The organism is Sphaerochaeta halotolerans (assembly GCF_003429665.1).
Classification (GTDB): Bacteria; Spirochaetota; Spirochaetia; order Sphaerochaetales; family Sphaerochaetaceae; genus Sphaerochaeta; species Sphaerochaeta halotolerans.
Map to the genome: position 1 here is coordinate 62,586 of NZ_QUWK01000010.1, position 24,120 is coordinate 86,705.

Genomic DNA, 24,120 nt, shown 5'->3' on the forward strand with positions numbered 1-24,120 from the left:
ATACAGGAATTGCACAAGCCATGTTACGTGCAAAGGTTGCACGAAAAACCTGTATGTTCTGAAAAAATGGTTCCCATGGGGGGAGCTTCCGACAAAAAAACGTTTTGGTTCAAACAACTTTGAGGAGGAATTATGCAACGTAAATTATCTATAATGATAGGATTGCTGGTATTGGTAGTGGTTTTGGTCGTTGTCTTGCTGATGGTTTTTCAGAAAGATGAAACCACACAAGAGGCAGCTGTAATAGGTGAGCCTGTAGAAAAAGAGGCTCCTGTTAAACAGATTCGTGTGGCGGAACAGGTCCCTGGATTGATTACTCCTGGTGTCTGGGATGGTCAGGTTTTCTCTATGAACTCATCCATTTATGAGTATTTGATTGAAATCAATGCCGAAACCGGTGAACTTGATCCTGTCTTGGCAACCAGCTGGGAAACCAATGAAGGAAAAGTCTGGACCTTCAAGCTTCGCCAGGGAGTGAAGTTCCATGACGGTTCTGATTTCACCGCTGAAGATGTGAAATACACCATTGAAAGGACGCAGGATCCAAGTCTTGGTCACTTGAAAAAAACTGACTTTGAAGTAGTGGAATCTGTTCGTGTTGTTGATGATTATACTGTTCAGGTAACGCTTAAAGAAGCTCGCCCGACATTCGTCTATCTGTTTACTGACTACAACATGGCTATTCTTTCCAGCGAGTATGACTATGCTTCCTTGGGTGAATCCAAGCCAATGGGGACTGGTCCTTTCATGATGAGTCAGTTGGTTCCCAAGGAATCTGCATTGCTCAAGAAGAACCCTAATTATTGGGCAGAAGGTCTTCCGAAGATTGATCAGATTGCTATTTATTTCGTAGGTGATATTGATGCAAGCATCTCAATGCTCGAATCCGATCGTGTAGATGTGGTTCCCTTTATTACCCCGGAGATTCAGCAGCGTGTTGATGGGATTGATGGTATTTCTGTCATCTCTCCTTATCAGGAGCAGCGATTCATCTCCATGCGTGTAGATGAGGCTCCGTTTAATGACAATCGTGTTCGCTTGGCATTCAAATATGCTATGGACCCGAAGGTAATAGCACGTAGTACTGCAAAAATGGAGCTCAATGATGGGGTGTTCTACAATGAGACTCCTATCATGAACATGTTGGCTGAGTACAAAGAGTTACCGCTTCGTGAGAGAAATATTGCAAAGGCAAAGCAACTGCTTGCAGAAGCTGGGTATCCCAATGGTTTGAGTACTGAACTCTATTACGCTTCTGATCATCCATTTGGAAAAGAGTTGAGCCAGACCGTAAAGGAATTGGCAGCTGAAGCAGGATTTGATATCGAGCTGAAAGGATATACGCGTGACGTCTACCTTTCTCAATACTGGTTGAATGTTCCCATCTCTATCACCGGTTGGGGTGGACGTATTGACCCATCAATGTTGCTCTCACTTGCATTCAAGGGCGGTGGTCCTTGGAATGAGTCCCATTTGGATGAGCCGGTTTTGAATGACCTGATTGAAAAGATTTCCAGTGAGGCAGATCCAGACCAGCGCATGGCATACTATCATGAGTTGCAGGAATGGTTCTACAATAATGGTCCTTTGATCAATGTACAGGTTCCGTATCTGGTGGCGATCAAGGATAATGTTGTTGGCTATCGTCAGCCGCTTACCATGCTCCCGCAATATAAGTACATGGATATCCTATGAAGAGATTAATGGAAATGTTTCTTCGTCGTCTGGGGTCGCTTTTAGCGACCCTGGTCGTCATGTCGTTTGTTATCTTTCTGCTTGTTGAAATCATGCCGGGAGATGTCGCACAGATGATTCTTGGCCAGAGTGCCACAGAGGAAGCCGTTGCTGCCCTCCGTGAGGCGAGGGGATTGAATGATCCTTTGCTGGAACGCTATGGAAGATGGATCAGCGGTGTAGTTGTCGGTGATTTAGGTGATTCAATCTATATGCAAGGGGTTTCGATCAACTCTATTCTTTGGAGAAAAGTTGGACATTCAATAATCCTTGCCATGACCGCCTTTATTATTTTTGTTCCGCTCTCTATTTTCTTTGGGGTATTGGCAGGGGTAAAGGAGAAGAAACCGACAGACTCAATTATTTCATTTTTTGGGTTGGCGACAATGGCGCTTCCTGAGTTTGTTTCTGGAGTTATTCTTATTACAGTTTTTGCTGTTCAATTGAAATGGTTTCCTATTGTAAGTGTCATACCGATAGGAGAGAGCATATGGCAGAATTTGAACATCGTGGTTCTCCCTGCGCTCTCCATCACCTTGGTAATGTTTGGATACATCTCGAGAATGCAACGCTCTTCCATGATTTCTGTCATGAATTCTGATTACATCCGTGCAGCAACCTTGAAAGGTATGCCTCGCAGATATGTCATTTTCAGACACGCCTTGAAGAATGCAATGCTTCCTACCATTACTATCATCGGCATGAACATGGGCTGGCTTTTCGGCGGACTTGTTGTAGTTGAGACGCTCTTTGGATTCCCCGGTATGGGATCTCTTTTGATGACCGCCATCAAGACACGTGATGTACCTTTGATTGAGGCTTGTGTTCTCTTGATTACCGTCATTTACTCAGTTTCTACGATGATAACTGACATTATGTACAGTTATCTCAACCCGAGGATCAGATACCAAGGAGGTCAAAAATGAAATATTTCTTTTATCAATTAAAGAAAAGTCCTTTGGCCATGGTTGGTATTGCAATCATTGTATTCTGGTTGATAGCTGCCTTTGCAGGGCCGTCCATGATTTCTTTCACGCATACAGAAATGGATTCTATGAATCAGATGGCAGCTCCTGGTGAATATGGTCATGTTCTGGGAACCGACAGTCTGGGACGCGATATTCTTTCCAGAATTGTGTATGGAAGCAGATCCATCCTTACCGTTGCATTGCTTACATCCATATTTTCAACGGTGGTAGGTATTTTACTCGGTTTTTCTGCAGGGTACTTTGGGGGAAGACTGGATACGGCATTCCTTCGTGGAATGGATATACTTATGGCCATTCCACCCTTGGTACTATCAATGGTAATTCTTGGAATTCTTGGAGACTCCAGTATTGCTAGTTTGACAATCATCGTATCCATTGCCTTTGTACCGGCTACTGCACGTGTTTCCCGTGGTGTGTTGCTGACAGAGAAGAGCCAGGAATATGTTTCGGCGGCTCGTATTCGTGGTGAAAATCATTTGTACATTATGTTTGTGGAGATTCTTCCCAATACCATGGGTCCCATCATTGTTGAAGCGACTGCAAGGTTTGCGTATTCAATCATGATGGTTGCTTCGCTAGGATTTTTGGGAGTTGGACTACAACCCCCCACCCCTGACTGGGGCATGATGGTTATCGAGAATAAACCGATCATAGCACAAGCGCCTTGGGCGGTTTTGTTTCCAGCTTTGGCTATCGCTTCCTTGGTGATTGCCATCTCAATTTTCTCTGACTTTGTCAGTAAGGTATTGATACATGAACGATAATATTTTAGAAATTGAAAACCTCCATGTACGATTCAGCACCTTTGATGGACTGTTTTCTGCGGTCAATAATGTATCCTTGAATCTGGGATACAATGAATCTATAGGGATTATTGGTGAGTCGGGATGTGGAAAGAGTACCCTTGCCTTCACGGTTATGCGTTATCTTGCCACCAACGCACAAGTGGAGGGAGCCATACGGTTCAAGGGTATTAACTTACTTGAGAATTCGGAAAAGGAGATGGAATCTGTTCGTGGCAATAGGATTGCCATGGTATTCCAGAATCCATACTCTTCACTGAATCCTTCTCTTACTATCGGCTTTCAGTTGGATGAGGTGGGAATGCACCACCAGAAGCTCTCTAAGTCACAGGCAAGAAAAGCGACAATTGAGGCCTTGGAAATGATGAACCTTGGGGACCCCAAGGGGATTGTGAGAAGGTATCCTCACCAGGTCAGTGGTGGTATCCAGCAGAGGATCTGTATTGCGATGGCTTTGCTTTGCAAGCCAGACCTTATGATTCTTGATGAACCAACTACTGCCTTGGATGTTACCACTGAAGCAGTCATTCTTGATTCTATTGCAGAGCTCAGGGATACGTTGAAGATGTCCATGATTTATATCTCCCACGATATCGGTGTCATCAATAAAGTTTCCGAGAATATTGTGGTCATGTACAGTGGAGAAATTGTAGAAAGTGGCCCTAAAAAGCAGATCTTTGAGAATCCTGTGCACCCATACACTCGTGCTTTGATCAATTGTATGCCTCGCGGTGGAGTTGTGAAGGAAAAGACCAAACTCAATACCATCGCTGGATATGTAAAGAGACGTGGGGTTGATGAAGGTGGCTGTCCGTTTGCTGACCGTTGTGATAAGAAAAATGACACCTGTATCAGTAAATATGGAACTAAGAAAATTGGCGAACATCATTATGCAGCGTGTGATCGTGCGTATGCTGAGGATATCCCTGACAAGCTGAAGGTACGAATTACTCCCATTGCACGCAAGAAAGATCCTGATTTTGATAGTGAACGTGATCTATTGAAGGTCGAGGATTTGCATAAGATTTATGGTAACAAGCGAAAAGTATATGCTGTCAATGGTATTGAGTTCTCGGTCAAGCCTCATTCAATTTTAGGAATTGTTGGTGAGTCAGGATGTGGAAAATCCACAACGGGACATATGATCAGTGGATTGTTCCCCCCCTCCAAAGGGAGGATTATCTTCGGAGATACCGATATTTCCATTGGCTGGAACAAGCGGGATAAGGAGACGTTGAAAAATATTCAGCTCATCTTCCAGAATCCTGGGCGAAGTCTCAATCCTTCCCATACCGTTGAGAAGATTATTGGTCGAACCATGCAGAAGCTTGCAAACATCAATAATGCGAAAGAACGACGAGAGAAAATTATCGACATTCTCAGGAAAGTTGACTTAGGGAAGGAATACTTGGAGAAGAAACCTCGTCAGCTGAGTGGAGGAGAACAGCAGCGTGTTGCAATAGCCCGTTCACTCTCCATTTCTCCAAGCTTGATTGTCTGTGATGAGCCAACCAGTGCACTAGACGTCTCTGTACAGGCATCGGTACTCAACTTGCTCAACGATCTCCAGGTGGACACGCATGTTGCCTACTTGTTCATCTCTCATGACTTGAATGTCATCAACTATCTGAGTGATTACATCATGGTAATGTATGCAGGAAAAATTGCAGAGTATGGAAAGCGTGATGAGGTGATGGAAAATTCCCATCACCCGTATACCGAAGCACTGTTATCTGCTGTTCCCGAGGTTGATCCAACGAAGCAAAAAGATATCATTGAGCTGGAAGGAATGCTCCCTGATCCCGCAAAGAAAATAAAGGGATGTCCGTTTGCCGGTCGATGTCATAAGCAAGTGGGTGAGATTTGTGTGAAAGAGTATCCTCCTATGGTACAGCTGACGGAAGATCACTACTACTTCTGCCATATCAAGCCGTAAGAGAGTAATTCAATAGATAGAGGGGCCGTTGTAAAACCAATGGTTCCTCTTTTAATGTCTTCAGACAGTTGAGCACATGAAGTGTGCGAAACAATAAACCACCCGCTATAAGGAAACCTCTGTGGCCCACACGAAGTATCAATATTGTGCTTACGCCAAAGTATGTGAGAAAAGCAATTTACAATCAATATAGGCTCAGTTTAGGCCAGATCCTGCGCTCACTGTGTGGGTGCGAAGGATTGTATCGAGTTTTATGGGGTACTCTGTAAGCAGGGTGGGAGTGTCTGAAGTATGAACAGCATAGCAAGCTGAGTGTAAGGAAGTATGATAGGCCCCTTTACGGGTAGCGAGTAACACGGTTGCCCCTTGAGGGGCGGCCAAAGTGGCAAAGGCTATTGGCTGACCCGTTGTGAAGCAAACCACCCTTGGAAGGATGGTTATGATGAAGACACGCGATACTAGTATGCCTTGGCTGGAAGCTACGAAGAAACAAGAACAACATTTTCTTCTAGCACCCTAACTTCTCAACATAGTGCTTCAGCTTACGGATCTGGGTCCTTACAAAGGTAACCGTAGGAGAAGGGACTGTAGAAAAGGTAAACCAGCCTACCTCGGAGAATTCGTCGATGTAGGGTGGTTTTACTTGTTCATCCAGATGATAGGCAAACACCTTGTAGTGAAAACCAGGCACATCAAGTGACCAGATGAGTATCATGTGCTCGGGAGATGGTACGTCCAGTCCCACTTCCTCAAGACACTCTCTCTTTGCTGTCTCTCTGTAGGAAATCTTTCCCTTGGTATCATATCCATCTCTTGCTCTCTCCCACGTCCCCCCGGGAAAAGACCAGTGGTGGTTCTGGGGAGACATGGAACGGTTGCCCATCAGAAAAGACAACTCACCTTTTTCTGTGATTGTCCAAAATATAATGCCTGCTCCATGATAGGGTAGATGCATGAACAATACTCCTCCCTGCAGTATAGCGGAATAGATGTCCTTTGGGTTAAAAATACTGACTTCTCATCCGTATGGAGTTGTAGAAGCCATGGGAATCAAGCAGGGCTTTTCATTGGCCTTTGAGCTGAACACTACCTACCAGGCCGATGGGCGCGACCCCAATGGGTATGCCGGGGTTGCCTGGTGTTTCGGCAAGCATGACCGTCCATGGGTGGAGCGACCGAGGTCTAGAGCGTAAATTCAACATGAAAGCTTATCTTGAGCGGATTGCTCAAGACCCCAGTTTTCTCAGATTCTGCACCTCCACGATCAAGGCACCTTCATCATTCTTTACCAAGCCGAAGACCAACAGCGGCCAACGACCTGCCAGCAAAGGGTAAAGGCGCTTATAGAGTTCAGGGAACAGCACCGTCTCGTAGAGTGCTGTCTCATCCTCAAAGGAGACAAAGCTCATACATTCTCCTGTTTTGGTCAATACCTGTTTCTGGGTAATCTGGTAGCCAATGAGCGTAACATATCGCTCCACATTTTGATCAATCTCACATGCCTTGATCCGGTGGACTGAACTCAAGAGGTGTGCGTAGAGTACCAAGGGGTGATGATTCCTGAGAAAACCCAGGGAAGCAAACTCACGATGGAGTTCTCCTTCACTGTAGGGGCGCTGAATGGCAACAGGAAGCTGCTCTTTCTTGTAATGGGGCTGCTCAATAGAAAACAAGTCTGCCTGCCCATTGCATGAGTGGGACCGTGTCGTGGTGAGCAGTATCCTGAGTTGGTCACTTCGCTTCCTTGCAGGGGCCAATGAGTCAAACGCACCTGAGGCTACCAAGGCCACCAGATCCTCCCTGCCCAGAGCGAGTCGGTGGGAAGCTTCTTCTAGAGTGGAAAACCATCCACCTTGCTTTCGTTCCTCGATAATTCGCTTCATAGCATTTCTGCTAAGTTCAGCAATGGCCATTAGGCCGATGATGAGGGTGTTTCCTTCAGCCCAGTACGCTATCCTGCTTGTATTGATATCGGGACCGGTCAGGGTAAGCCCCATCCTTCTTGCCTCACTGATATACGCCTGTGGGCGGTAGTATCCCCCTTGGTTGGTCAATACAGCTGCTATGAAATGGGCTGGATGATGGACCCTGAGGTATGCACTTTGGAAGGAAACCATTGCATAGCTTGCTGAGTGTGGTTTGCAAAAAGAGTAGCCATCGAAGGAGAGCATCATCAGCCAGATTTGTTCAGCAATCGAAGGATTGACCCCATTCTTCTCACAACCTGCAAAGAACTGGTCCCTGAATACCTGCAGACGTTTCCCATCAGCCTTCTTTGCAATGATCTTGCGAAGCTGGTCGGCATCAGCTTGGGAAAAGCCTGCCAAGGCAACGGCTGTCTTGGAGACATCTTCCTGGTAACAAAGAATCCCGTATGTCTCGTCCAGAATATAGGCAAGCCTGGGATGCAGGGGTTCCCACCGTTTTCCTTTCAAACGCTGGACGTACTCATTGATGTACTTGTTTGCTGCAGGCCGGATGAGGGAGGAGTGAATGACGATATGTGCAAAATCCCCTCGTCCTGTTTTCTTCTGCAACTGCCGCATTGCAGGAGATTCAATGTAGAAGACTCCCATCGAATCCCCACGGGCGAGGGCATTGACGGTTTCAGCATCTTCTGCAGGCTGCCATGTTCGTTCATCGAGGGAGACTCCCTCTTCCCTCAGGTTTTGCAAGGTATCGCGGATGACTGCAAGGGAGCGGTTTCCCAAGAGATCAATCTTTACAAAGCCTGCCATTTCCGTCCCCTCTTTCTCCCAACTCAGCAAGGGATATCCATCGGCTGATCGGAGGATCGGGGCATAACGGGTTATCTCTTTGGGTGTGATAACCAATCCACCACAGTGCATGGAAATCTCTTTGGGAAGTCGGTCAAGTGCTGTGGCTATCCGCACAATGGTCTGCCACAGTGGGTCAAGCAGAGCATCAACCCCTTTCATGAACAACGTCTCTTCCGCTTTGGTAATCTGTGCATCACTCAGTCCATAACAACGGGCCGTTTCACGGATAGCGGAGCGCAGACGAAAACGGTTGTGGTTGGCTACCCTCGCACAGTGTTCAATACCAAAGCGTTCAAAAACAGCAGCAAAAACCCCATCTCGTTCATCCCATGCAAAGTCAACATCGATGTCCGGTGGGTCTTGGCGGGAAGGGGAGAGGAACCGTTCAAAGTACAAATGATGGGCAATGGGATCCACATTGGTAATGAAGAGGCTGTACGAGACGATGGATGCAGCTCCTGACCCTCTGCCGCAGGTCCTGCTACTCATCTGTACTATATCGTGCATCACGAGGAAATAGGGGGCGAACCCCTTTTCGTTGATGATGCCCAACTCATAGTCGATACGTTCCATGATGGCATCATTAATCTCCCCATAGCGGTTCTCCGCACCTAGGTAGACCCGATTTTTCAGTTCTTCCTCAGCACTGCCTTGTGCAGTGACCGGATAGGTAGGAAAGATGAGGGAGGAGGAAAATGGGTCGTACGGTATAAGGATCTGTGCATGCTCTATGGCCTCTGGCCAGGGCGCAAAAGCCTGTTCCCACTCCTCTTGCCTGAGCAATATTCCTCCTTTTTGTATATACGCTTCCTCTGTAAGACTGCCCACACTTTTATGGAGAGCAATGGCACGAAGTACCCGGTGGACCTCCCGTTGTCCTTCTTCAAGCAGAAAAGCTCCATCAATGGCGAGAAGGGGAACAGCGAGTTTTTTCGCAGTTGTGATGATCTGCAGGGAATCTGGGCTAATCGCACCGTACAGGGCTGCTCCTGTATCGGCAAGCTGGGAAAGGATTGCACTACTTGTGGTTGCCAACACAAGACCTTCCGAAGTTTTCTTAAGTGTAGGGAGATACGAAAAGGAAGGATCGAGATTCCTCTTGCTGATGAGGGTGCAGAGTAGCTCATAGCCCTTCTGGTCTTGGACGAAGGCAAACAGATCCCCCTGCCTTTCGGTAAGCAGGCAAGCACAAACAAGGGATATTCCCCTCTCTTTTGCTGCTTCCCTGTAGACAGGATACCCATAGAGGTTGTCACGGTCCGTGATGGCAACTTGTTCTACCTGCATTGCCTGTAAACGGTTGAAGAGGTCATCCACCGCCACTGGAGAGAAGAGAAGTGAGTAGGCTGTGCTCAGAGCTAGACGACTACGCATGGGCGATGGTTGTTGCATGGGTCAGGATGCCAGGACCAAACTTATGACGCATTCGATCAACTGCCTGTTGTAGGGAGTCCGAGCGATGCTGTGCATCGGGGAGAAAGAGGTCCAGAGTCGGTGCAAGTGGGGAGAGTTCGGCGAGGGAGAGTGAGCAAGAGAGCACATGTACCCTACGGCTTGCTGCCAGTTGGGCAACCTTCCATGCAACAAGGGTGATCTCATGGTCATAGACCCACTGTCCCTTGGTACGGAGGGACGCCTCGGTTCTTCTTCCATCACTGTAGAGCAGTGCTATTTGGATCTTTGCGCAGCCAAGTCCTGCAGATCTCATGGCCAAGGCTGCATCCTCTCCTGCAGCGACCACAGCGGCATGGAGGGCATCCATCTCCAGGATTGGTGCAGCAAACCTGATTTTCCTCTGCACAAGCCGTTTCTCTGGCAGCCCGGTTTGCAGTGGACTGCTATCCAGTCCACGGGCAGCATCGCGAAGAGCCAAACCACGTTTGCCCAGGAAGGCAAGTACCTGGTCATCCTTCAGCGCTGCAATCTGGCCAATTGTCGTGATACCTGCCACCGAGAGCAGTCGTGCAGTGGCAACTCCTACTCCGCTCAGCAAGGAAACATCCTGCCAAGCAAGGAATGAAGCCTCATCCCCCTCCCTGACCTGAATCAATCCAGCAGGTCTGGTGGTACGGGTCCCCACTTTGGCGACCAGCTTGTTGGAGGCCACAGCCACTGAAGCATCAAGGTTCAGCTTCTCTTTGATTTCTCCCCGAATATGCACAGCGCTATCCACCACCGGGCCGAAGAGGCGTGTGGTTCCCTGCATGTCCAGATAGATATGACCGCCCCGGTCGCACTGGATGCTGGGAGAATATGCCTGTGCGATGGTGGTAATTGCTGCATCAGCCTTTGCCGTGCTTTGCCTGTCCCAGGGGAGTACCTGCAGGGAGGGGATTCTCTGTTTTGCAAGACGAAGTGGCATACCGGTCCGTACTCCTTCCTCCCATGCTCTGCGTGATGGGGTAAGCACTACTGTTCTTGCCGACCCCTCCATGGCGACCACAAATGGGGTGTCAGCAAGACTTGGATTTTTTGCCACTGCTACTGCTGCTGCAAAGTCGGTCACATTGATATGGATGATGCTTGCCCCGGAAGGTCGCATACTTTCCCTCCTACTGCCAACTGGTACAACATCAGCGCATTGGCTACTGCCTGACCCCTGCGATGGTTGTTGAAGTAGATGAGTACCTTCTGTGTATGTGTAGTAAACGATTGAATCCGTCCAAGTAGGCTGGCAAGTTCCTTAGCACTGTACAGATAATCGTAACGGCTTGCACGATCCGATCCCCACCAAGTCTCTTCATTCCTTCCATGGAGCCTGATATAGGCAAGTGAGTTGCTGGTTTTTACATCCATCATGGGAGGATTGCCTTTCACCGAGGGCATGTCAAGGGAAGCAAGGGCAATGTTTCTCTGTCGTAGTGAGTCAAGAGTACGATTGTTGTACCAGCTGCTGTTCCGGAATTCGATGGCAAGGGGGAAGGGGGCAAGGGCCTTCAGGAGCGAATCCAGATATTTGCGTTCTGCTATTTCATAATGAAACGAATAGGGGAATTGCAGTAGGACAGCACTAAGCACTTGGTTGTGAGCCAGTGGCTCAATGGCATGGGAGAACAAGAGGGCCTGTTCCCTCCAGGAAGCAGGATCAATGGTATGGGTAAGGCTCTGGTGAGCCTTGATGGAGAATTGGAGGGACGGAGCACTCTTGTGCATTGCTGCAAGTTGTGTGGCCTCAGGCATGCGATAGTAGCTGAAGTTCAGCTCCACTGTGGGAAACAGCTGGGCATAGTGGGCGAGGAAGTCCTCACGTCTGGTTCCCTGTGCATACACTGGTCCTATCCACTCGGTATAACTGTAGCCTGAAGTTCCAATCAAAACGGTACTCATATTCTTGATATACTATATATATGTTAAGTAATCAAGAGGAAACCTCACGTGTCTTGCCTCTAGGATGGATATTTGCCATACTGGTGCACAATATTTTGGAGGTGGATGTGCATACATATGCCGGTATCGTTTTCTGTGATGTGGATGGAACGATTCTTCCCCATGGGGAGAGAACCATCTCCTCGGAGTTCTTTGCCTTGGTAGAAGAAGCAAGGCAGGCGGATTTCCTGTTCTGCATATCCAGCGGGCGGTTTCATGAAGCGCTCATTCCTCTCTTTTCACCGGTTTCCTCCCAGGTGGTTTTTTCAGCTTCCAATGGGTGCAGGGTAGTGTATCAGGGAACTGAGTTGTTTCCCAATCATGGTATAACCCGTCCCTTGGCTGAGCAGATAACCTCCTCGTTGCATGCCTGGGGAGCCACGGCGCTTATCTCTACGACAGAAGCGATCTACTTGCCCACCTTCTCCCGGAATCAGCTGAAGGCAAAGAGCTATCTGGCAAAGGGGTATACGAGATTTTTTGACACATTCAACGAAGTAATCGGTGATGTGTTGCAGATTACCGCAGTATGTGATGGCAATGTACCTACAGTTCTTGAGCAAAGTCGGAAGGCTTGGGATTCCTCCTTTCATGTAGTCACCACAGGGAACCAGATGTTTGACATCTGTCCTACTTCGAAAGGCACCTCGTTGAAAGCCATCAGTGAGCACTTCTCTGTTCCCCTCGCATACACCTATGCCTTTGGAGATGACGAGAATGACATTCCCATGCTTGAGGCTGCTGGTAAAGGCTATATCATGGGAAGTGCACACCAAGGAGTGAAGGACAGGGATTTCGAGCACTGTCATGATTTGGTTGGGACCATCAGGAAAATTATAGAAAAGCAACGCTAGACGTACTGGTAGGATGCTTGGGGGTATGGTAAGGTAGTGTTGTATACAGGCTTGGAGAACGAGGAGTAACGAGTTTGAACTTGCTTTTCAGCGCAACGCAAGGGCATTTTGTTCTAACATTTTCCAATCTGATAGTACTCCTTTTTGGACTGCTTATCCTTTTTACGGTCATAACCTTCATACAGAAACGTAAGGCCAGAACATTACAAACACAGGAAACCTCTCTTCGGCATACATCAGAGTTACTCAGCTATGTTATAGAGCATTCGCGTTATGCCATAGCCGTGCATGACACAAACCTGCATTACCTCTATGTCAGTCAGAAATATTGTGAGGAGTATCATATCCCAGATAGGAATGCCATTATTGGCAAACACCATTATGAGGTAATTCCCAATCTCCCCGAAAAATGGAGAAAGGTCCACCAACGTTGTCTGAAAGGTGAAGTGATCAATGGGGAAGACGACCCCTATACTCATGCAGATGGAACTGTAGACTACACACGTTGGGAATGCCGCCCATGGTATACAGAGAACGGCAAGATTGGTGGCATCATTGTCTATACTGAGTTACTCACCCAACAGAAGCGGATGGCATCAGAACTGAAAGAAACCCATGATTATCTTGATGCATTGCTTATGCAATCGAACAGTCCCATCCTTGTCTGGGACTCTTCTTATACTATTACCAGAACAAACCACTCTTTTTCCACCTTGTTGGGAATACCAATGCACGAGATTGTGGGAAAGAACGTAGGCATCGTATTATCTTCACTGGGTGAGGGGGAGCTCGACCGTCTGGAAAGCCGTCTGGAAACGGAACATAGTCTTTCCAATGTCGAAATACATCTCAAAACTGTTGATGGCCAGGTACGGACCATTCTTTGGAATGCAGGGCCCATTCTTGACCCTGTTGACGGTTCCCTCGTAGCAACCATCGCCCAGGGGTTGGATATAACTGAACGTAATGCGATAGAACAACAGAACAAGGAACAGCTGGAAGAACTGAAGCGTTGGTACGCAGTAATGAGCCAGAGGGAAGAACGAATCATGGAATTGAAGCGAGAGGTGAATGCTCTGCTTAGGGAACTCGGAAGAACATCCCGTTACTCCTCAGTGGAAGAGGAGGGTATGCCATGAATGTTATTCGCTTGAAACTACTCGTTATACTCCTCTCACTATCCTCCATTCTCTTCGCCTCCGACTCCTCCTTCCTTTCTACATTGAGTGATGCTGAAATTGCTTTGCTTGCACAGCAGGAGCCCCTCACTGTCTTGGTTGATCCTGCCTGGGAACCCTTGGAATACCTAGACAAGCAGGGGAACCCAACTGGTTTGAGTTATGCATACTTGCAGTGTATCAGCTCTCTCAGTGGCTTAACCTTTATTCCTGTTGAAGAAGCTTCGTGGCAGGATGCATATGACAAGTTGCTTTCCGGTGAAATTGCCATGACAGGGAGCATCAGCAAGACTGAAGAGCGTGAAGCAACCCTACGATTCAGTGAACCGTACCTGACTGTGCCTTTGGCTATTATCGCAGGAGAACAGGTGGGTTATATTGGCAGCCTGGCTGAGCTCGAAGGAAAAAGAGTCGCAGTAGTATCCCATTATGCGGCACAGGAATGGCTTGCCCGGGATTACCCGAATCTGACACTGGTTGAGGTTCCCTCCGTTTCAGAAGGATTGCTGAAGGTTTCCCGGGGTGAGTGCTTCGCTCTGGTGGAGAATCTACTGGTTGCTAACCACTATCGGGCAAAGCTAGGGCTTTCCAGAAAGGTAAAGGTAGTGGGCACTACCGCGTATATGAACTCTCTCTCCATTGCTGTGCATGAGGACTATGCATCAATTCTTCCCATTATCAACAAAGCTCTCCAAACCATTGATAGCGAGACGCGGGAGCGTCTGTATCGAACATATCTCCCGCTCCAGTATGAAAGAACAGTACAGCGCTCAACCATTTACCTGATTGTTGGATTAGCCTTGATTGTTGCTGTGATATTGGGTTTCTGGATTTGGAAACTCATCGAGGAAGTACAGAGAAGAAAAGCTGTGGAAAAAGAATTAGCAGACAGTGAAATAAAATTCAAGCAACTTTTCTCCAATGCACCGGTACCAATGGTTCTGCTCACGCATGAAGGGAAGGTGGCTTCTGTGAATGATGCTTGGGTTACAACGTTTGGCTTCAAGCATGGTGAGATTAACGATATTGATATCTGGTATGAGAAGGTGTATCCCGACCCTACCTATCGAATACAGGCAAGACAATCTTGGGAAGCGGCTGTTGAGGAGTCTAGAAGAAAAAAACTGCATCATATTGAGTCGCATGAATATACCTTGGTTGCAGCATCAGGAACTGTTTTGGAGATGGAAATCAGTGGTGCATTCCTGGACCGGTTTCTCCTTATTACCTTCTTTGATATTACTGAGAGAAACTCCTCCATGCGCTCGCTACAAGGTTTGCAAGAACAAACTGAGCAGGGAAGGCGAATCATCCTTAATGCGCTTGAGGATCAGAAGATTGCCCAGCAATCACTTGCACAAAGCAAGGCCACCCTTGATGCAGCCATCAACAGCATGATTGACTCTGTGTTTATAATTGACCCTGAAAGCCGTTTCATCCTAGTCAACAAAGCATTCTTGCGTTACTACCGATTTTCGGAGCGTACTGAATGTCCCGAGACCCTGAACGCCTTCTCTTCCTTGTTTGAAGCTTATGACAGTCAAGGGAATCTACTCGATAAACAGAAGTGGGCAGGGTTTCAAGCACTCTCAGGAAAAACGGGAGACACTGAATATACAGTAGTAAAGAGAGAAACCGGGGAGCGTTGGATAGGAAGCTACAGTTATGCTCCCATACGAGATGAACAGAATGTGTTGCTTGGTGCTGTTGTCGTTTGTCGTGATGTAACGGAAATCCGTGCAAACCAAAAAAAATTGATCTATCAGAGAAACCATGATTACCTTACCGGTCTCTATAGTCGAGCTTACTTTGAGCACAAGCTGCAAAGACTTGAACATGCAGGAGCTTTTACCCTTGCATTGATTGATATCAATGGATTGAAACTAATCAATGACAGTTTTGGCCATGATGTGGGTGATTCGATGCTCAAGGCCACGGCACAAATCCTACGAAAATGCAGCACTGAGGGCACTACAATCGCGCGGTATGGTGGAGATGAGTTTGTGTTTCTTCTTCCTGGCGATTCTGTCCAAGAAACGGAAGCGTTGCTTGCTTGTGTAGAAGAACGCTCCAGGGAGATACGAATTGAGAGTTTTAGACTTTCCATCTCCTCTGGGTATGCTGTAAAAGAAGTGGGAAAGGAGCGTTTGCAGGAAACGCTTAAGCGAGCGGAGGATCATCTGCAACGAAACAAGATCTACGAAAGTGCAAGTGCAAAGAACAAGTCTATAGGATTGGTCATCAATTCACTGTTCGCAAAGAGTCCCCGGGAATTGCAACACTCAAGAAGGGTAAGCCTCCTTTCCGTATTCCTGGCTAAACAGTTGCATCTTTCTGAGAGTGATATTAAGCGTATTCGGATTGCTGCTTTGTTGCACGATATTGGAAAGATAGGAATCAATGAGTCAATTCTCAATAAACCAACGCGTCTTGAGGATAATGAGCGGGATGCAGTAAAAAGGCATCCGGAGATTGGGTATCGAATTCTCTCTGCTTCTGTTGAATACAGTGACCTATCCCTGTCAGTGTTGGAACACCATGAGAGGTGGGATGGAACTGGGTATCCCAGAGGGCTGAAGGGAGAAGCTATCAGCTTACCAGCAAGAATCATCAGTGTAGCGGACAGCTATGATGCCATGACCAGTGAGCGCTCCTACAAGAAGCCATTGCCTCCGGAAGTGGCTATTGCAGAGATCAAGCGCTGTAGTGGATCCATGTACGACCCTGCTGTTGTTTCGGCTTTCCTTTCTTCAATCAGTCAGTTCCGTGGTCAAGACGGAGAAACCCAAGAAGAGAGCGAATTGTTTTAAAAAATATGGATGACACAGAAGCAAAAATCTTATGCCAAGTTGATGCTGCACTCATTATGCCGGGAGACTGAGTATAAACCATGTAGTGGTGTATTCACAGACTGACTCTCCAATTGATTATCGCGCAAAAGACAGCTTCTCACCATAGTAATTCATGTAATCCTTTTTGTTGGTCTTTGTTACATCCCCTTTGCTTTCTATCTTGCTGCGCAGAAACACATCATATGTGGTGTGATTGCCGAAGCAGTGAAAGGGTGATGAGCATGAAATCCACATACAGTAAACGAGGTGTGCAACAATGAATAGCAAGCATATAAGAGATGCAGGTATTCTGTTGCACCTCACCAGTCTTCCTTCTCCCTATGGTATTGGTGACTTGGGGCGTAATGCCTATGCCATTGCCGATTGGATGGAGCAGGCCGATATTCGCCTTTGGCAACTCTTGCCACTCCATCCTACTGGGTTTGGCAATTCTCCTTATGCACCTCGTTCCACCTTCGCTGGCAATGAGTTGCTCATAGATCTAGAAGCTCTGATGCACGAAGGTTTCCTTTCACCGGAAGATTTGGCTTCCTCGCCATCGTTTTCAGATGATAGGGTACTCTTTCAAAAGGTACAGGAGGTAAAACTACCTATTATGAGATTCCCACGGGGGATTGCACCGCAGAGAGAGGAAAATGGATCAATGTGGACGGGGAAACCTTCTTCAAGAAAGTAAGAGAATACTTTGGTTCAATTCACTCGATGCCCAGGACAAGGAAATGGTGCTTACCTATGGAGCTGGAGGGTGAATGTAGAGGAGTTTACAGATGGACTTGCCCGCAACCTTTCCCACTTGGTAACTATATCAACGAGGGATGGAAGGCTGGGAACTTGATTATAGCGCCCAAGCGGTGTTCATATATCTTCCTGACAAGGTCGGAACTGCAAGGTTCCGGCCTTGCCCCATCCTATCAGCCTCGCTACACTAAGGCATGGATACCTTGCACCTTGGAACTTGTTCCTGGAAGTACGAAAGTTGGGAAGGGTTGGTGTATGAGAAGGGAAGTTCACAACGATATCTTGCGCAGTATGCCAAGATTTATAACACAGTTGAGGTCGATAGATGGTTCTGGTCTTTAGGGAAGCAGAGCTATGGCCTTCCCGATCCTCAAGATGTAAGAGCGTATGACCAAGATACACCTGAATCTTTTCGTTTTACTATCAAATGTCCAAATACGTTGACACTACCCTTTGCATACCAAAGTAAAACTGAAGCAAATCCCTGGTTTCTTGATGCGGAGGTGTTCTATCGCTTTATAGAGACCCTCGAACCAATCATACCTAAAATAGGACTGTTGATGTTCCAATTCGGATACCTAAACCGTACCATGTTCCGGGAACGAAGCGAATTCTTTGATTCACTTGATAGGTTTTTTACCTTACTTCCGGATTCGCTTCCCTATGCCTTGGAGATCAGGAATCCTGCATGGATGGATGCATCCTATTTTTCCTTCTTGGAAGAGAGGCAAATTGGTCCTGTATTACTCTCAGGGTACTGGATGGATGATCTGGATGCCCAGTTGCAGCAATCTGGTACTCATCTTCATTCACCTTTTTGTGTCAGATTACATGGTGAAGATAGAAAAGAGATGGAGAAGGAGAGTGGAGGACGATGGGACCGTATCCTAGAAAATCATGATCAGGAATTACGCACAATAGCGCCAAAGATTGTGCAGCTTGCCCAGGAGGGAAAGGTAATCTACATCAACGTTAACAATCACTACGAAGGAAGTGCTCCTCTGACGATCAAGAAGTTGCTGAATTATCTTCAGGAAGCCGATACCTAACGATGTACGAAAGCAGGAAGGTGTGCTAGGGTAAAGTGTATTCAGGAGGCAAGCATCATGGTTGGCTTTCCTGTTATGAAAGTATCTGAACGCTCTGCAGGATTTCTCTGCAGAAATCCATTTGTGCAAAATTACAACCTACGAGCAAGGATTAATCTGGTCCTTGCTCTTTTAATTGTGCGCAACAAGGAGGTAACCAATGGAAAAAGTAAAAACGTATGCGAACGGTCAGGTTGCACAGCGGATGCAGGGAAACAAGCTGACTTATTTCTTTAAGAATGGAACCGTCAAAGCTGAAGGGCCAATCAAGGACAACCTTATGGACGGGCTCTGGCATTATTACCGGGAGAATGGGGTTGTATGGCAAGTAGGTAACTTCAAGCATGGGGTGAAACATGGTCCCTGGGTTCGTTATGACCATGTAGGGGCTGTTGAGTACGAAGCACAGTTCGAAGATGGAAAGGAAATTACGAAACGATTGTACCATTGATTCGCGAGCGAGTGCCGGGAAAGCAAGGTGAGATACCCCGTCCCTTGGGGCGGAAAAGGAGGCAACGCCTCCTGATGAGTCCAGGGCTTGCCCTGGGGTATTGATACCTTTCATTTTGGATTCATGGAAAGCTGTGGTAGAATTGAGACAACATCATACAACCGATAGGTAATCGGGAAAAAGGAGTAGCAGATGAAACGAGTACTCTCGAAACGGGTATTACTCGGCATTTTGATGCTTTGCATCACAATGGGATTCCTCTTTGCGCAGCCTCTGCCTGAACAGGCGAACGAACTGGTCATTCTTGCAACCACTGACATTCACGGTAATGTCTGGGGATTCAGTTACGAGAACGACAAGGAGACAAACAACAACGGGATGGCTCGCATCGCGACCTATGTAGAGCAGGTGCGTGCAACGCATCCAAATGTCATCCTAGTTGATAATGGTGATACCATCCAAGGCAATATTATGACCGATGATCTCTATAATAAAAGAGAAGGGGAACATCCGGTCATGCGTGCTATGAATCTTCTTGAGTATGACAGTATGACCTTAGGTAACCATGAATTCAACTTTGGTGAGGATCTGATCAAACGTATACAGGAACTCGCCAACTTCCCCGTGCTTTCAGCGAACATGTCCCGTGTTGATGGAACCATGGCAGCCATGCCGTATACCATTGTTGAAAGAGCAGGAGTAAAGGTTGGCATCATTGGGCTGACCAATCCGAATGCCCCCCGATGGGATGGTGAGAAGACGGACCCCTTTGTATATGCCCCGGTAGGACCTGCAGCCAGACGCGCAGTGGATATTCTTGCTGATAAAGTCGATGTCTTGGTCGTAGTTGCTCATGTGGGTCTTTATCCAGAATATGACGTGGACGGTGGTAGTGATGGAGGACTCGCAATCCTGGAACTCTGTCCTGAAATAGATGTGCTGATTGTTGGTCATGCCCATACCACGATTGCTGAGGTTCAGAATACTATTGCAATCGGTGGGGCAAAGAACCTTGGCCGTGAAGTCATCAGGATCGACCTCAGTCTCGATGAAAATAAACAGGTTGATGGACGAGAAGTAACTATCGTCGATATGGCAGACTATGAGCCGAGTGAATTGATCAGGGGTAATGATTTCATCAAGGAGGCTCATCAGGCTACCAGAGACTTTATTTCAGGAGGAGCCCCATCAGCTGATGGAAGTACCAGTGGCGGGATATTCGGAACTGCAGCGGTCGACTTCCAACCCAAAAATGAGATTATGGGCATTCCTGAGGGCAAACTACGCGATACAGCAGTCATGGATCTCATCAATGAGGTACAACTGCTCAATAGTGGGGCTGATGTATCAGCTGCTGCTCTCTTTGCAGACACCAGTGATATTCCCAAGGGTCCAATCAACTACGGAACTATCTTTGGCATCTACAAGTTTGACAACACCCTCTATCGCGTACCGGTTACCGGTGCAGAACTGAAAGCATATATGGAGTGGTCTGCTGCCTGCTACAACCAGTGGAAGCCTGGGGACATCTCCATCAGCTTCAATCCTGATAAGCCGGGTTACCTCTATGATATGTTCAGTGGTGTCGACTATGAGATTGATCTCAGCAAGCCGGTAGGCCAGCGTATCAAAAACGTCATGTTCAAGGGCAAGCCTCTCTCTGATACACAGAACCTTACCCTTGCTGTGAACAATTACCGCTACTCATCAGCCTTGAAGGCCCAGAAGCTGGTATCAGGGGTGAGAGAGTGGGAAAGCCCAAACTCAATTCGCGATATGCTGGTTGCCTACATAAAGGAAAAAGGAACCATCTATCCAAAGGTTGACAACAACTGGAAGATTGTGGGCGTGAACCTTGATAGCCCATATCGTAATGAAGTGATCAAGATGGTTAATGAGGGAAAGCTTGAGGTTCCATACGGTAAATCATTAAACATCAATGAATTAAAGAAACAAGGGATTATTAAGTAGCAACAGGAAGGGCTGGTCGCTTGGCCAGCCCTCTGCTCTATACCTCTTGTTCATCATCTTTGTGTGTTTTCCTCTGGGTGCACACACACTCGGTGAGAAGAAACTCAATGCAACAGTATTTTTAGCCAAATACCCTACTGCTTCCTCGTTTTTTGACAGAGTGATGAAATCCGCTTTCTTCACTGGTGAGTCATCCCCTCTGTGTGCAGAGTCGGTCATTTCTGGTATACTGATGAAACAAAAAGACCTATGAGGAGTAGTAATGGACACTTGGACACTAGATGATGCAAGAAAACTATACCATATCGATTCCTGGGGGAATGACTATTTTCATATCTCCGAAAACGGGGAAATCGAGGTTCGGCTTAAGGATAAAGACCCCAAGAGTCAGGTAAGCCTGCTATCCATAGTCAAGGGTTTGCAAGAACGAGGCATGAAGTTGCCTGTGCTTCTACGTTTTTCCAACATTCTTGACTCAAGGATTCAACACATCAATGAGAGTTTTCTTGGTGCTATGAAGGATGCCGGTTACACCGGTACCTACCGAGGGGTCTATCCTATTAAGGTGAACCAACAGCAGCAGGTTGTTGAAGAAATTTGTAAATACGGAAAGCAATATCATCATGGATTAGAGACCGGCAGTAAAGCTGAACTTTTGATCGCATTGGCACATATTGATGATCCTGAAGCCTATGTTATCTGTAATGGGTACAAAGATGAAGAGTATATCGATCTGGCTCTCAGAGGTCTTTCAATTGGCGTCCAGACCGTCCTGGTTGTTGAAATGCCAGGGGAAGTTGATATCATTCTGGAACGAAGTAGGGCTATGGGTATTACACCCAATATTGGGCTCAGGATGAAGCCATCCACTGTTGCAAGTGGGCATTGGACAGACAGTGGTGGGGATCGTAGTGTTTTCGGTTTGAATACCACACAGGTCATTCAGGTGGTGGACAAACTCAGGAAAGAGCAGATGCTCGATAGCCTAAAACTGTTGCACTACCATCTGGGAAGTCAAATTCCCAACATCAGGGACATCCGTATGGGAGCTACTGAAGCCACTCGTTTTTACTGTGGCTTGGTCCATGAGGGTGCACCCATGGGATTGCTGGATATCGGTGGTGGATTGGCTATAGACTATGATGGCTCTCATACCGATAGTTCCAACAGCAGGAATTATTCCACCAAGGAGTATTGTGATGATATCGTCGAGGAAGTAATGACAATCTGTAAGGAAGAGGGTGTTGCGCATCCGACCTTGCTCAGTGAGTCTGGAAGAGCATTGGTCTCCTATTATTCGGTATTGTTACTCAACATCCTCGACACCAACATATTCTGGAATGGGGAAGATGTTGAAGCCAATCTCGATCAAGAAGTCCTCCCTGCATTGGAAAACCTCCTGTATGTAAGGAAGATGCTCAACGAGAAGAATGCCCAAGAGTGCCTGAATGACTTGAACTATTATCGTGAGGAGATCCGGAACAAGTTTCTCTATGGCAAGGTGAATATGCGAGAACGTGCTGCTGCAGAGCATGTTTACTGGTCTATCGTTGCAGAGATCAAGCAATCATATGGAGAAGTTGAATCACCTGAGTTCGAGAAACTGGAGCAACAGTTGTCTGATATCTATTACGGAAATTTCAGTCTTTTCCAATCACTTCCTGATGTGTGGGCGATCGACCAATTGTTTCCCATCATGCCGATCCATATGCTGGACAAGAGGCCCGATAGAAAAGCAATACTGAGCGATATCACCTGTGATAGTGAGGGGAAGATTGACCGATTCATCGGCCGTTGGGAAGTGGAAAAGACCCTCAGCTTGCACTCCCTTCCGGAAAATGATGATTACATCCTTGGAGTATTTTTGGTAGGAGCTTACCAGGAAACGCTGGGTGACTTACACAATCTGCTTGGAGACACTAATGTTGTATCTGTTACCTATGAGGATGGGAAATTCCGCCTTCACAATGAGTTGGAAGGTGATACGGTGGCTGATGTGTTGAGTTATGTGGAATACGAACCAAAGCATCTTGAAGCATTAATCAGAAATAAAGCTGAACGAGCCGTTCAGGATGGAAAAATAACCCCGCTTGAGAGGCGGCGAATCATTGCTGCCTATACAGCCGGACTCAGAGGATATACCTACTACGAAACCGACCAAGAGGAGTAATACATGGAAAAAAAACGTTTGATGATCATAGGAGCAGGTGGTGTTGGTAATGTTGCCGTACGTAAATCTGCCAGAATGGAAAACCTTTATGAAGTAATCATGTTGGCGAGCAGGACAAAAGCAAAATGTGATGCAATTGCCGCTGAAGCCGGCCCTGTGCCGGTTCAAACCGCTCAAGTTGATGCCGATGATGTGAAAGCTTTGGTCAGGTTGATGGAAACATTCAAGCCTGATATCGTACTGAATGTCGCGCTTCCTTATCAGGATCTCCCTATCATGGATGCCTGCTTGCAGTATGGTGTAGATTATGTAGATACTGCAAATTACGAACCAAAGGATGAAGCCCATTTCGAATACTCCTATCAGTGGGCTTACCAAGAGAAGTTCAAAGAAGCAGGATTGACCGCTCTACTTGGAAGTGGTTTTGACCCAGGGGTGACCAATGTGTTCACCGCCTATGCTGCAAAACACTATTTCGATGAGATGCACTATCTCGATATAGTAGACTGTAATGCAGGAGATCATGGAAAAAGTTTTGCAACCAACTTCAATCCAGAAATCAATATCCGTGAGATTACCCAGAATGGGCGTTACTATGAACAGGGGGAGTGGAAAAGTACCGAGCCTTTGGAAATCCACCAGAACGTGGATTATCCCCGTATTGGTGGAAAGGAGAGCTACCTGCTCTACCATGAGGAGTTGGAGTCTTTGGTAAAACACTATCCAAGCTTGAAGCGTGCGCGGTTTTGGATGACCTTCAGTGAGCAATACATTACCCACCTCAAAGTACTTGAAGACATTGGTATGACAAGCATCAAGCCGATCATGTTCCAGGGAATGGAAATTCAGCCATTGCAGTTCCTCAAGGCGGTGCTCCCAGAACCTTCCTCCTTGGGAGAAAACTACAAGGGGCAAACCTCCATTGGTTGCCAGATCAGGGGAATAAAAGACGGCAAGGAAAGGACTCTCTACATTTTCAACAACTGTAGTCACCAGATGGCATATCAGGATACGAAAGCGCAAGCAGTAAGCTACACTACCGGGGTTCCTGCTGCACTGGGAACCAGCTTGGTTGCCCGTGGTATCTGGTCAAAAGCTGGAGTGTATACTATGGAACAGTTCGATCCCGATCCATTCTTGGAAGAACTTGGACCACTCGGGCTTCCTTGGGAAGTGGTTGTCGATGGCAAGCTTGCCTTTGGTGAGTAGC

18 protein-coding genes are annotated in these 24,120 nt (G+C 47.0%); 13 read left to right on the forward strand and 5 right to left on the reverse strand.

The window, feature by feature from the left end; genetic code table 11:
* The first annotated feature begins 132 nt into the window (after positions 1-132).
* The 4 genes from DYP60_RS10205 to DYP60_RS10220 are packed head-to-tail and all read left to right on the forward strand — an operon-like array spanning position 133 to position 5,462.
* Positions 133-1,695: an ABC transporter substrate-binding protein gene (locus DYP60_RS10205; protein WP_117330909.1), complete on the forward strand. Its 1,563-nt coding sequence runs from the start codon at positions 133-135 to the stop codon at positions 1,693-1,695.
* Positions 1,692-2,660 (forward strand): ABC transporter permease, encoded by a 969-nt coding sequence (locus DYP60_RS10210; RefSeq protein WP_117330910.1) that lies wholly within the window; start codon positions 1,692-1,694, stop codon positions 2,658-2,660. Before DYP60_RS10205 ends, DYP60_RS10210 begins: the two co-directional genes overlap by 4 nt.
* On the forward strand, positions 2,657-3,487 hold the full coding sequence (locus DYP60_RS10215) for an ABC transporter permease (RefSeq protein ID WP_117330911.1): 831 nt from the start codon (positions 2,657-2,659) through the stop codon (positions 3,485-3,487). Before DYP60_RS10210 ends, DYP60_RS10215 begins: the two co-directional genes overlap by 4 nt.
* On the forward strand, positions 3,477-5,462 hold the full coding sequence (locus tag DYP60_RS10220; RefSeq protein WP_117330912.1) for a dipeptide ABC transporter ATP-binding protein: 1,986 nt from the start codon (positions 3,477-3,479) through the stop codon (positions 5,460-5,462). The genes DYP60_RS10215 and DYP60_RS10220 overlap by 11 nt, the downstream gene beginning before the upstream one ends.
* 508 nt (positions 5,463-5,970) lie before the next feature.
* Here the strand turns inward: DYP60_RS10220 and DYP60_RS10230 are convergent.
* Positions 5,971-6,417: an NUDIX hydrolase gene (locus DYP60_RS10230; protein WP_117330914.1), complete on the reverse strand. Its 447-nt coding sequence runs from the start codon at positions 6,415-6,417 to the stop codon at positions 5,971-5,973.
* 88 nt (positions 6,418-6,505) lie between these two features.
* On the opposite strand from DYP60_RS10230, the gene DYP60_RS10235 reads away from it, so the two are divergent.
* Positions 6,506-6,655: a hypothetical protein gene (locus tag DYP60_RS10235; protein WP_240622865.1), complete on the forward strand. Its 150-nt coding sequence runs from the start codon at positions 6,506-6,508 to the stop codon at positions 6,653-6,655.
* 33 nt (positions 6,656-6,688) lie between these two features.
* On the opposite strand, the gene dnaE is transcribed toward DYP60_RS10235, so the two are convergent.
* The 3 genes from dnaE to DYP60_RS10250 are packed head-to-tail and all read right to left on the reverse strand — an operon-like array spanning position 6,689 to position 11,569.
* Positions 6,689-9,634, reverse strand: a complete 2,946-nt coding sequence (gene dnaE / locus DYP60_RS10240; RefSeq protein ID WP_240622866.1) for a DNA polymerase III subunit alpha — start codon at positions 9,632-9,634, stop codon at positions 6,689-6,691.
* Positions 9,609-10,784 carry a DNA polymerase Y family protein gene (locus tag DYP60_RS10245; RefSeq protein ID WP_117330916.1) on the reverse strand — a complete coding sequence of 392 codons (1,176 nt, stop codon included), beginning with the start codon at positions 10,782-10,784 and terminating at the stop codon, positions 9,609-9,611. The genes dnaE and DYP60_RS10245 overlap by 26 nt, the downstream gene beginning before the upstream one ends.
* Positions 10,745-11,569 (reverse strand): DUF72 domain-containing protein, encoded by an 825-nt coding sequence (locus DYP60_RS10250; RefSeq protein ID WP_117330917.1) that lies wholly within the window; start codon positions 11,567-11,569, stop codon positions 10,745-10,747. The genes DYP60_RS10245 and DYP60_RS10250 overlap by 40 nt, the downstream gene beginning before the upstream one ends.
* A 20-nt stretch (positions 11,570-11,589) precedes the next feature.
* Between DYP60_RS10250 and DYP60_RS10255 the strand changes: the two genes are divergently transcribed.
* From DYP60_RS10255 to DYP60_RS10275, 5 genes are all read left to right on the forward strand, one after another.
* On the forward strand, positions 11,590-12,462 hold the full coding sequence (locus tag DYP60_RS10255; RefSeq protein WP_117330918.1) for an HAD-IIB family hydrolase: 873 nt from the start codon (positions 11,590-11,592) through the stop codon (positions 12,460-12,462).
* 80 nt (positions 12,463-12,542) lie between these two features.
* Complete coding sequence (locus tag DYP60_RS10260; RefSeq protein WP_237446247.1) at positions 12,543-13,601, forward strand: PAS domain-containing protein; 1,059 nt, start codon at positions 12,543-12,545, stop codon at positions 13,599-13,601.
* The gene (locus DYP60_RS10265) at positions 13,598-16,450 is read left to right on the forward strand and encodes an HD domain-containing phosphohydrolase (protein ID WP_117330920.1); all 2,853 of its coding nucleotides are present in this window, start codon (positions 13,598-13,600) and stop codon (positions 16,448-16,450) included. The genes DYP60_RS10260 and DYP60_RS10265 overlap by 4 nt, the downstream gene beginning before the upstream one ends.
* A 298-nt stretch (positions 16,451-16,748) precedes the next feature.
* Positions 16,749-17,168: a 4-alpha-glucanotransferase gene (locus DYP60_RS10270; RefSeq protein WP_206363134.1), complete on the forward strand. Its 420-nt coding sequence runs from the start codon at positions 16,749-16,751 to the stop codon at positions 17,166-17,168.
* 256 nt (positions 17,169-17,424) lie between these two features.
* Entirely contained in the window at positions 17,425-18,279 is an 855-nt protein-coding gene (locus DYP60_RS10275; RefSeq protein ID WP_117330921.1) for a DUF72 domain-containing protein, read from the forward strand.
* Positions 18,280-18,430: 151 nt separating this feature from the next.
* Here DYP60_RS10275 and DYP60_RS14300 read toward each other — a convergent pair whose 3' ends face one another.
* Positions 18,431-18,883 (reverse strand): hypothetical protein, encoded by a 453-nt coding sequence (locus tag DYP60_RS14300; protein ID WP_165849556.1) that lies wholly within the window; start codon positions 18,881-18,883, stop codon positions 18,431-18,433.
* 78 nt (positions 18,884-18,961) lie between these two features.
* Here DYP60_RS14300 and DYP60_RS10285 point away from each other — a divergent pair, with 78 nt between their 5' ends.
* The 3 genes from DYP60_RS10285 to DYP60_RS10295 all read left to right on the forward strand — a co-directional run bounded on the left by DYP60_RS10285 (position 18,962) and on the right by DYP60_RS10295 (position 24,119).
* The gene (locus DYP60_RS10285; protein ID WP_117330923.1) at positions 18,962-20,740 is read left to right on the forward strand and encodes a bifunctional metallophosphatase/5'-nucleotidase; all 1,779 of its coding nucleotides are present in this window, start codon (positions 18,962-18,964) and stop codon (positions 20,738-20,740) included.
* A 262-nt stretch (positions 20,741-21,002) separates the two neighbouring features.
* Positions 21,003-22,910: a biosynthetic arginine decarboxylase gene (gene speA, locus DYP60_RS10290; RefSeq protein ID WP_117330924.1), complete on the forward strand. Its 1,908-nt coding sequence runs from the start codon at positions 21,003-21,005 to the stop codon at positions 22,908-22,910.
* Positions 22,911-22,913: 3 nt separating this feature from the next.
* Positions 22,914-24,119, forward strand: a complete 1,206-nt coding sequence (locus tag DYP60_RS10295) for a saccharopine dehydrogenase family protein (RefSeq protein WP_117330925.1) — start codon at positions 22,914-22,916, stop codon at positions 24,117-24,119.
* Position 24,120 lies beyond the last annotated feature (1 nt).

What these genes read in the sequence shown, in the direction of transcription:
- DYP60_RS10210 (WP_117330910.1), top strand. Translation starts at nt 1,692, where the DNA reads ATGAAGAGATTAATGGAAATGTTTCTTCGTCGTCTGGGGTCGCTTTTA.
- DYP60_RS10220 (WP_117330912.1), top strand. Translation starts at nt 3,477, where the DNA reads ATGAACGATAATATTTTAGAAATTGAAAACCTCCATGTACGATTCAGC.
- DYP60_RS10250 (WP_117330917.1), bottom strand. Translation starts at nt 11,569, where the DNA reads ATGAGTACCGTTTTGATTGGAACTTCAGGCTACAGTTATACCGAGTGG.
- DYP60_RS10270 (WP_206363134.1), top strand. Translation starts at nt 16,749, where the DNA reads ATGAATAGCAAGCATATAAGAGATGCAGGTATTCTGTTGCACCTCACC.
- DYP60_RS10215 (WP_117330911.1), top strand. Translation starts at nt 2,657, where the DNA reads ATGAAATATTTCTTTTATCAATTAAAGAAAAGTCCTTTGGCCATGGTT.
- DYP60_RS10230 (WP_117330914.1), bottom strand. Translation starts at nt 6,417, where the DNA reads ATGCATCTACCCTATCATGGAGCAGGCATTATATTTTGGACAATCACA.
- dnaE (WP_240622866.1), bottom strand. Translation starts at nt 9,634, where the DNA reads ATGCAACAACCATCGCCCATGCGTAGTCGTCTAGCTCTGAGCACAGCC.
- DYP60_RS10265 (WP_117330920.1), top strand. Translation starts at nt 13,598, where the DNA reads ATGAATGTTATTCGCTTGAAACTACTCGTTATACTCCTCTCACTATCC.
- DYP60_RS10235 (WP_240622865.1), top strand. Translation starts at nt 6,506, where the DNA reads ATGGGAATCAAGCAGGGCTTTTCATTGGCCTTTGAGCTGAACACTACC.
- DYP60_RS10245 (WP_117330916.1), bottom strand. Translation starts at nt 10,784, where the DNA reads ATGCGACCTTCCGGGGCAAGCATCATCCATATCAATGTGACCGACTTT.
- speA (WP_117330924.1), top strand. Translation starts at nt 21,003, where the DNA reads ATGGACACTTGGACACTAGATGATGCAAGAAAACTATACCATATCGAT.
- DYP60_RS10295 (WP_117330925.1), top strand. Translation starts at nt 22,914, where the DNA reads ATGGAAAAAAAACGTTTGATGATCATAGGAGCAGGTGGTGTTGGTAAT.
- DYP60_RS14300 (WP_165849556.1), bottom strand. Translation starts at nt 18,883, where the DNA reads ATGAAAGGTATCAATACCCCAGGGCAAGCCCTGGACTCATCAGGAGGC.
- DYP60_RS10275 (WP_117330921.1), top strand. Translation starts at nt 17,425, where the DNA reads ATGGATACCTTGCACCTTGGAACTTGTTCCTGGAAGTACGAAAGTTGG.
- DYP60_RS10255 (WP_117330918.1), top strand. Translation starts at nt 11,590, where the DNA reads ATGTTAAGTAATCAAGAGGAAACCTCACGTGTCTTGCCTCTAGGATGG.
- DYP60_RS10285 (WP_117330923.1), top strand. Translation starts at nt 18,962, where the DNA reads ATGAAACGAGTACTCTCGAAACGGGTATTACTCGGCATTTTGATGCTT.
- DYP60_RS10205 (WP_117330909.1), top strand. Translation starts at nt 133, where the DNA reads ATGCAACGTAAATTATCTATAATGATAGGATTGCTGGTATTGGTAGTG.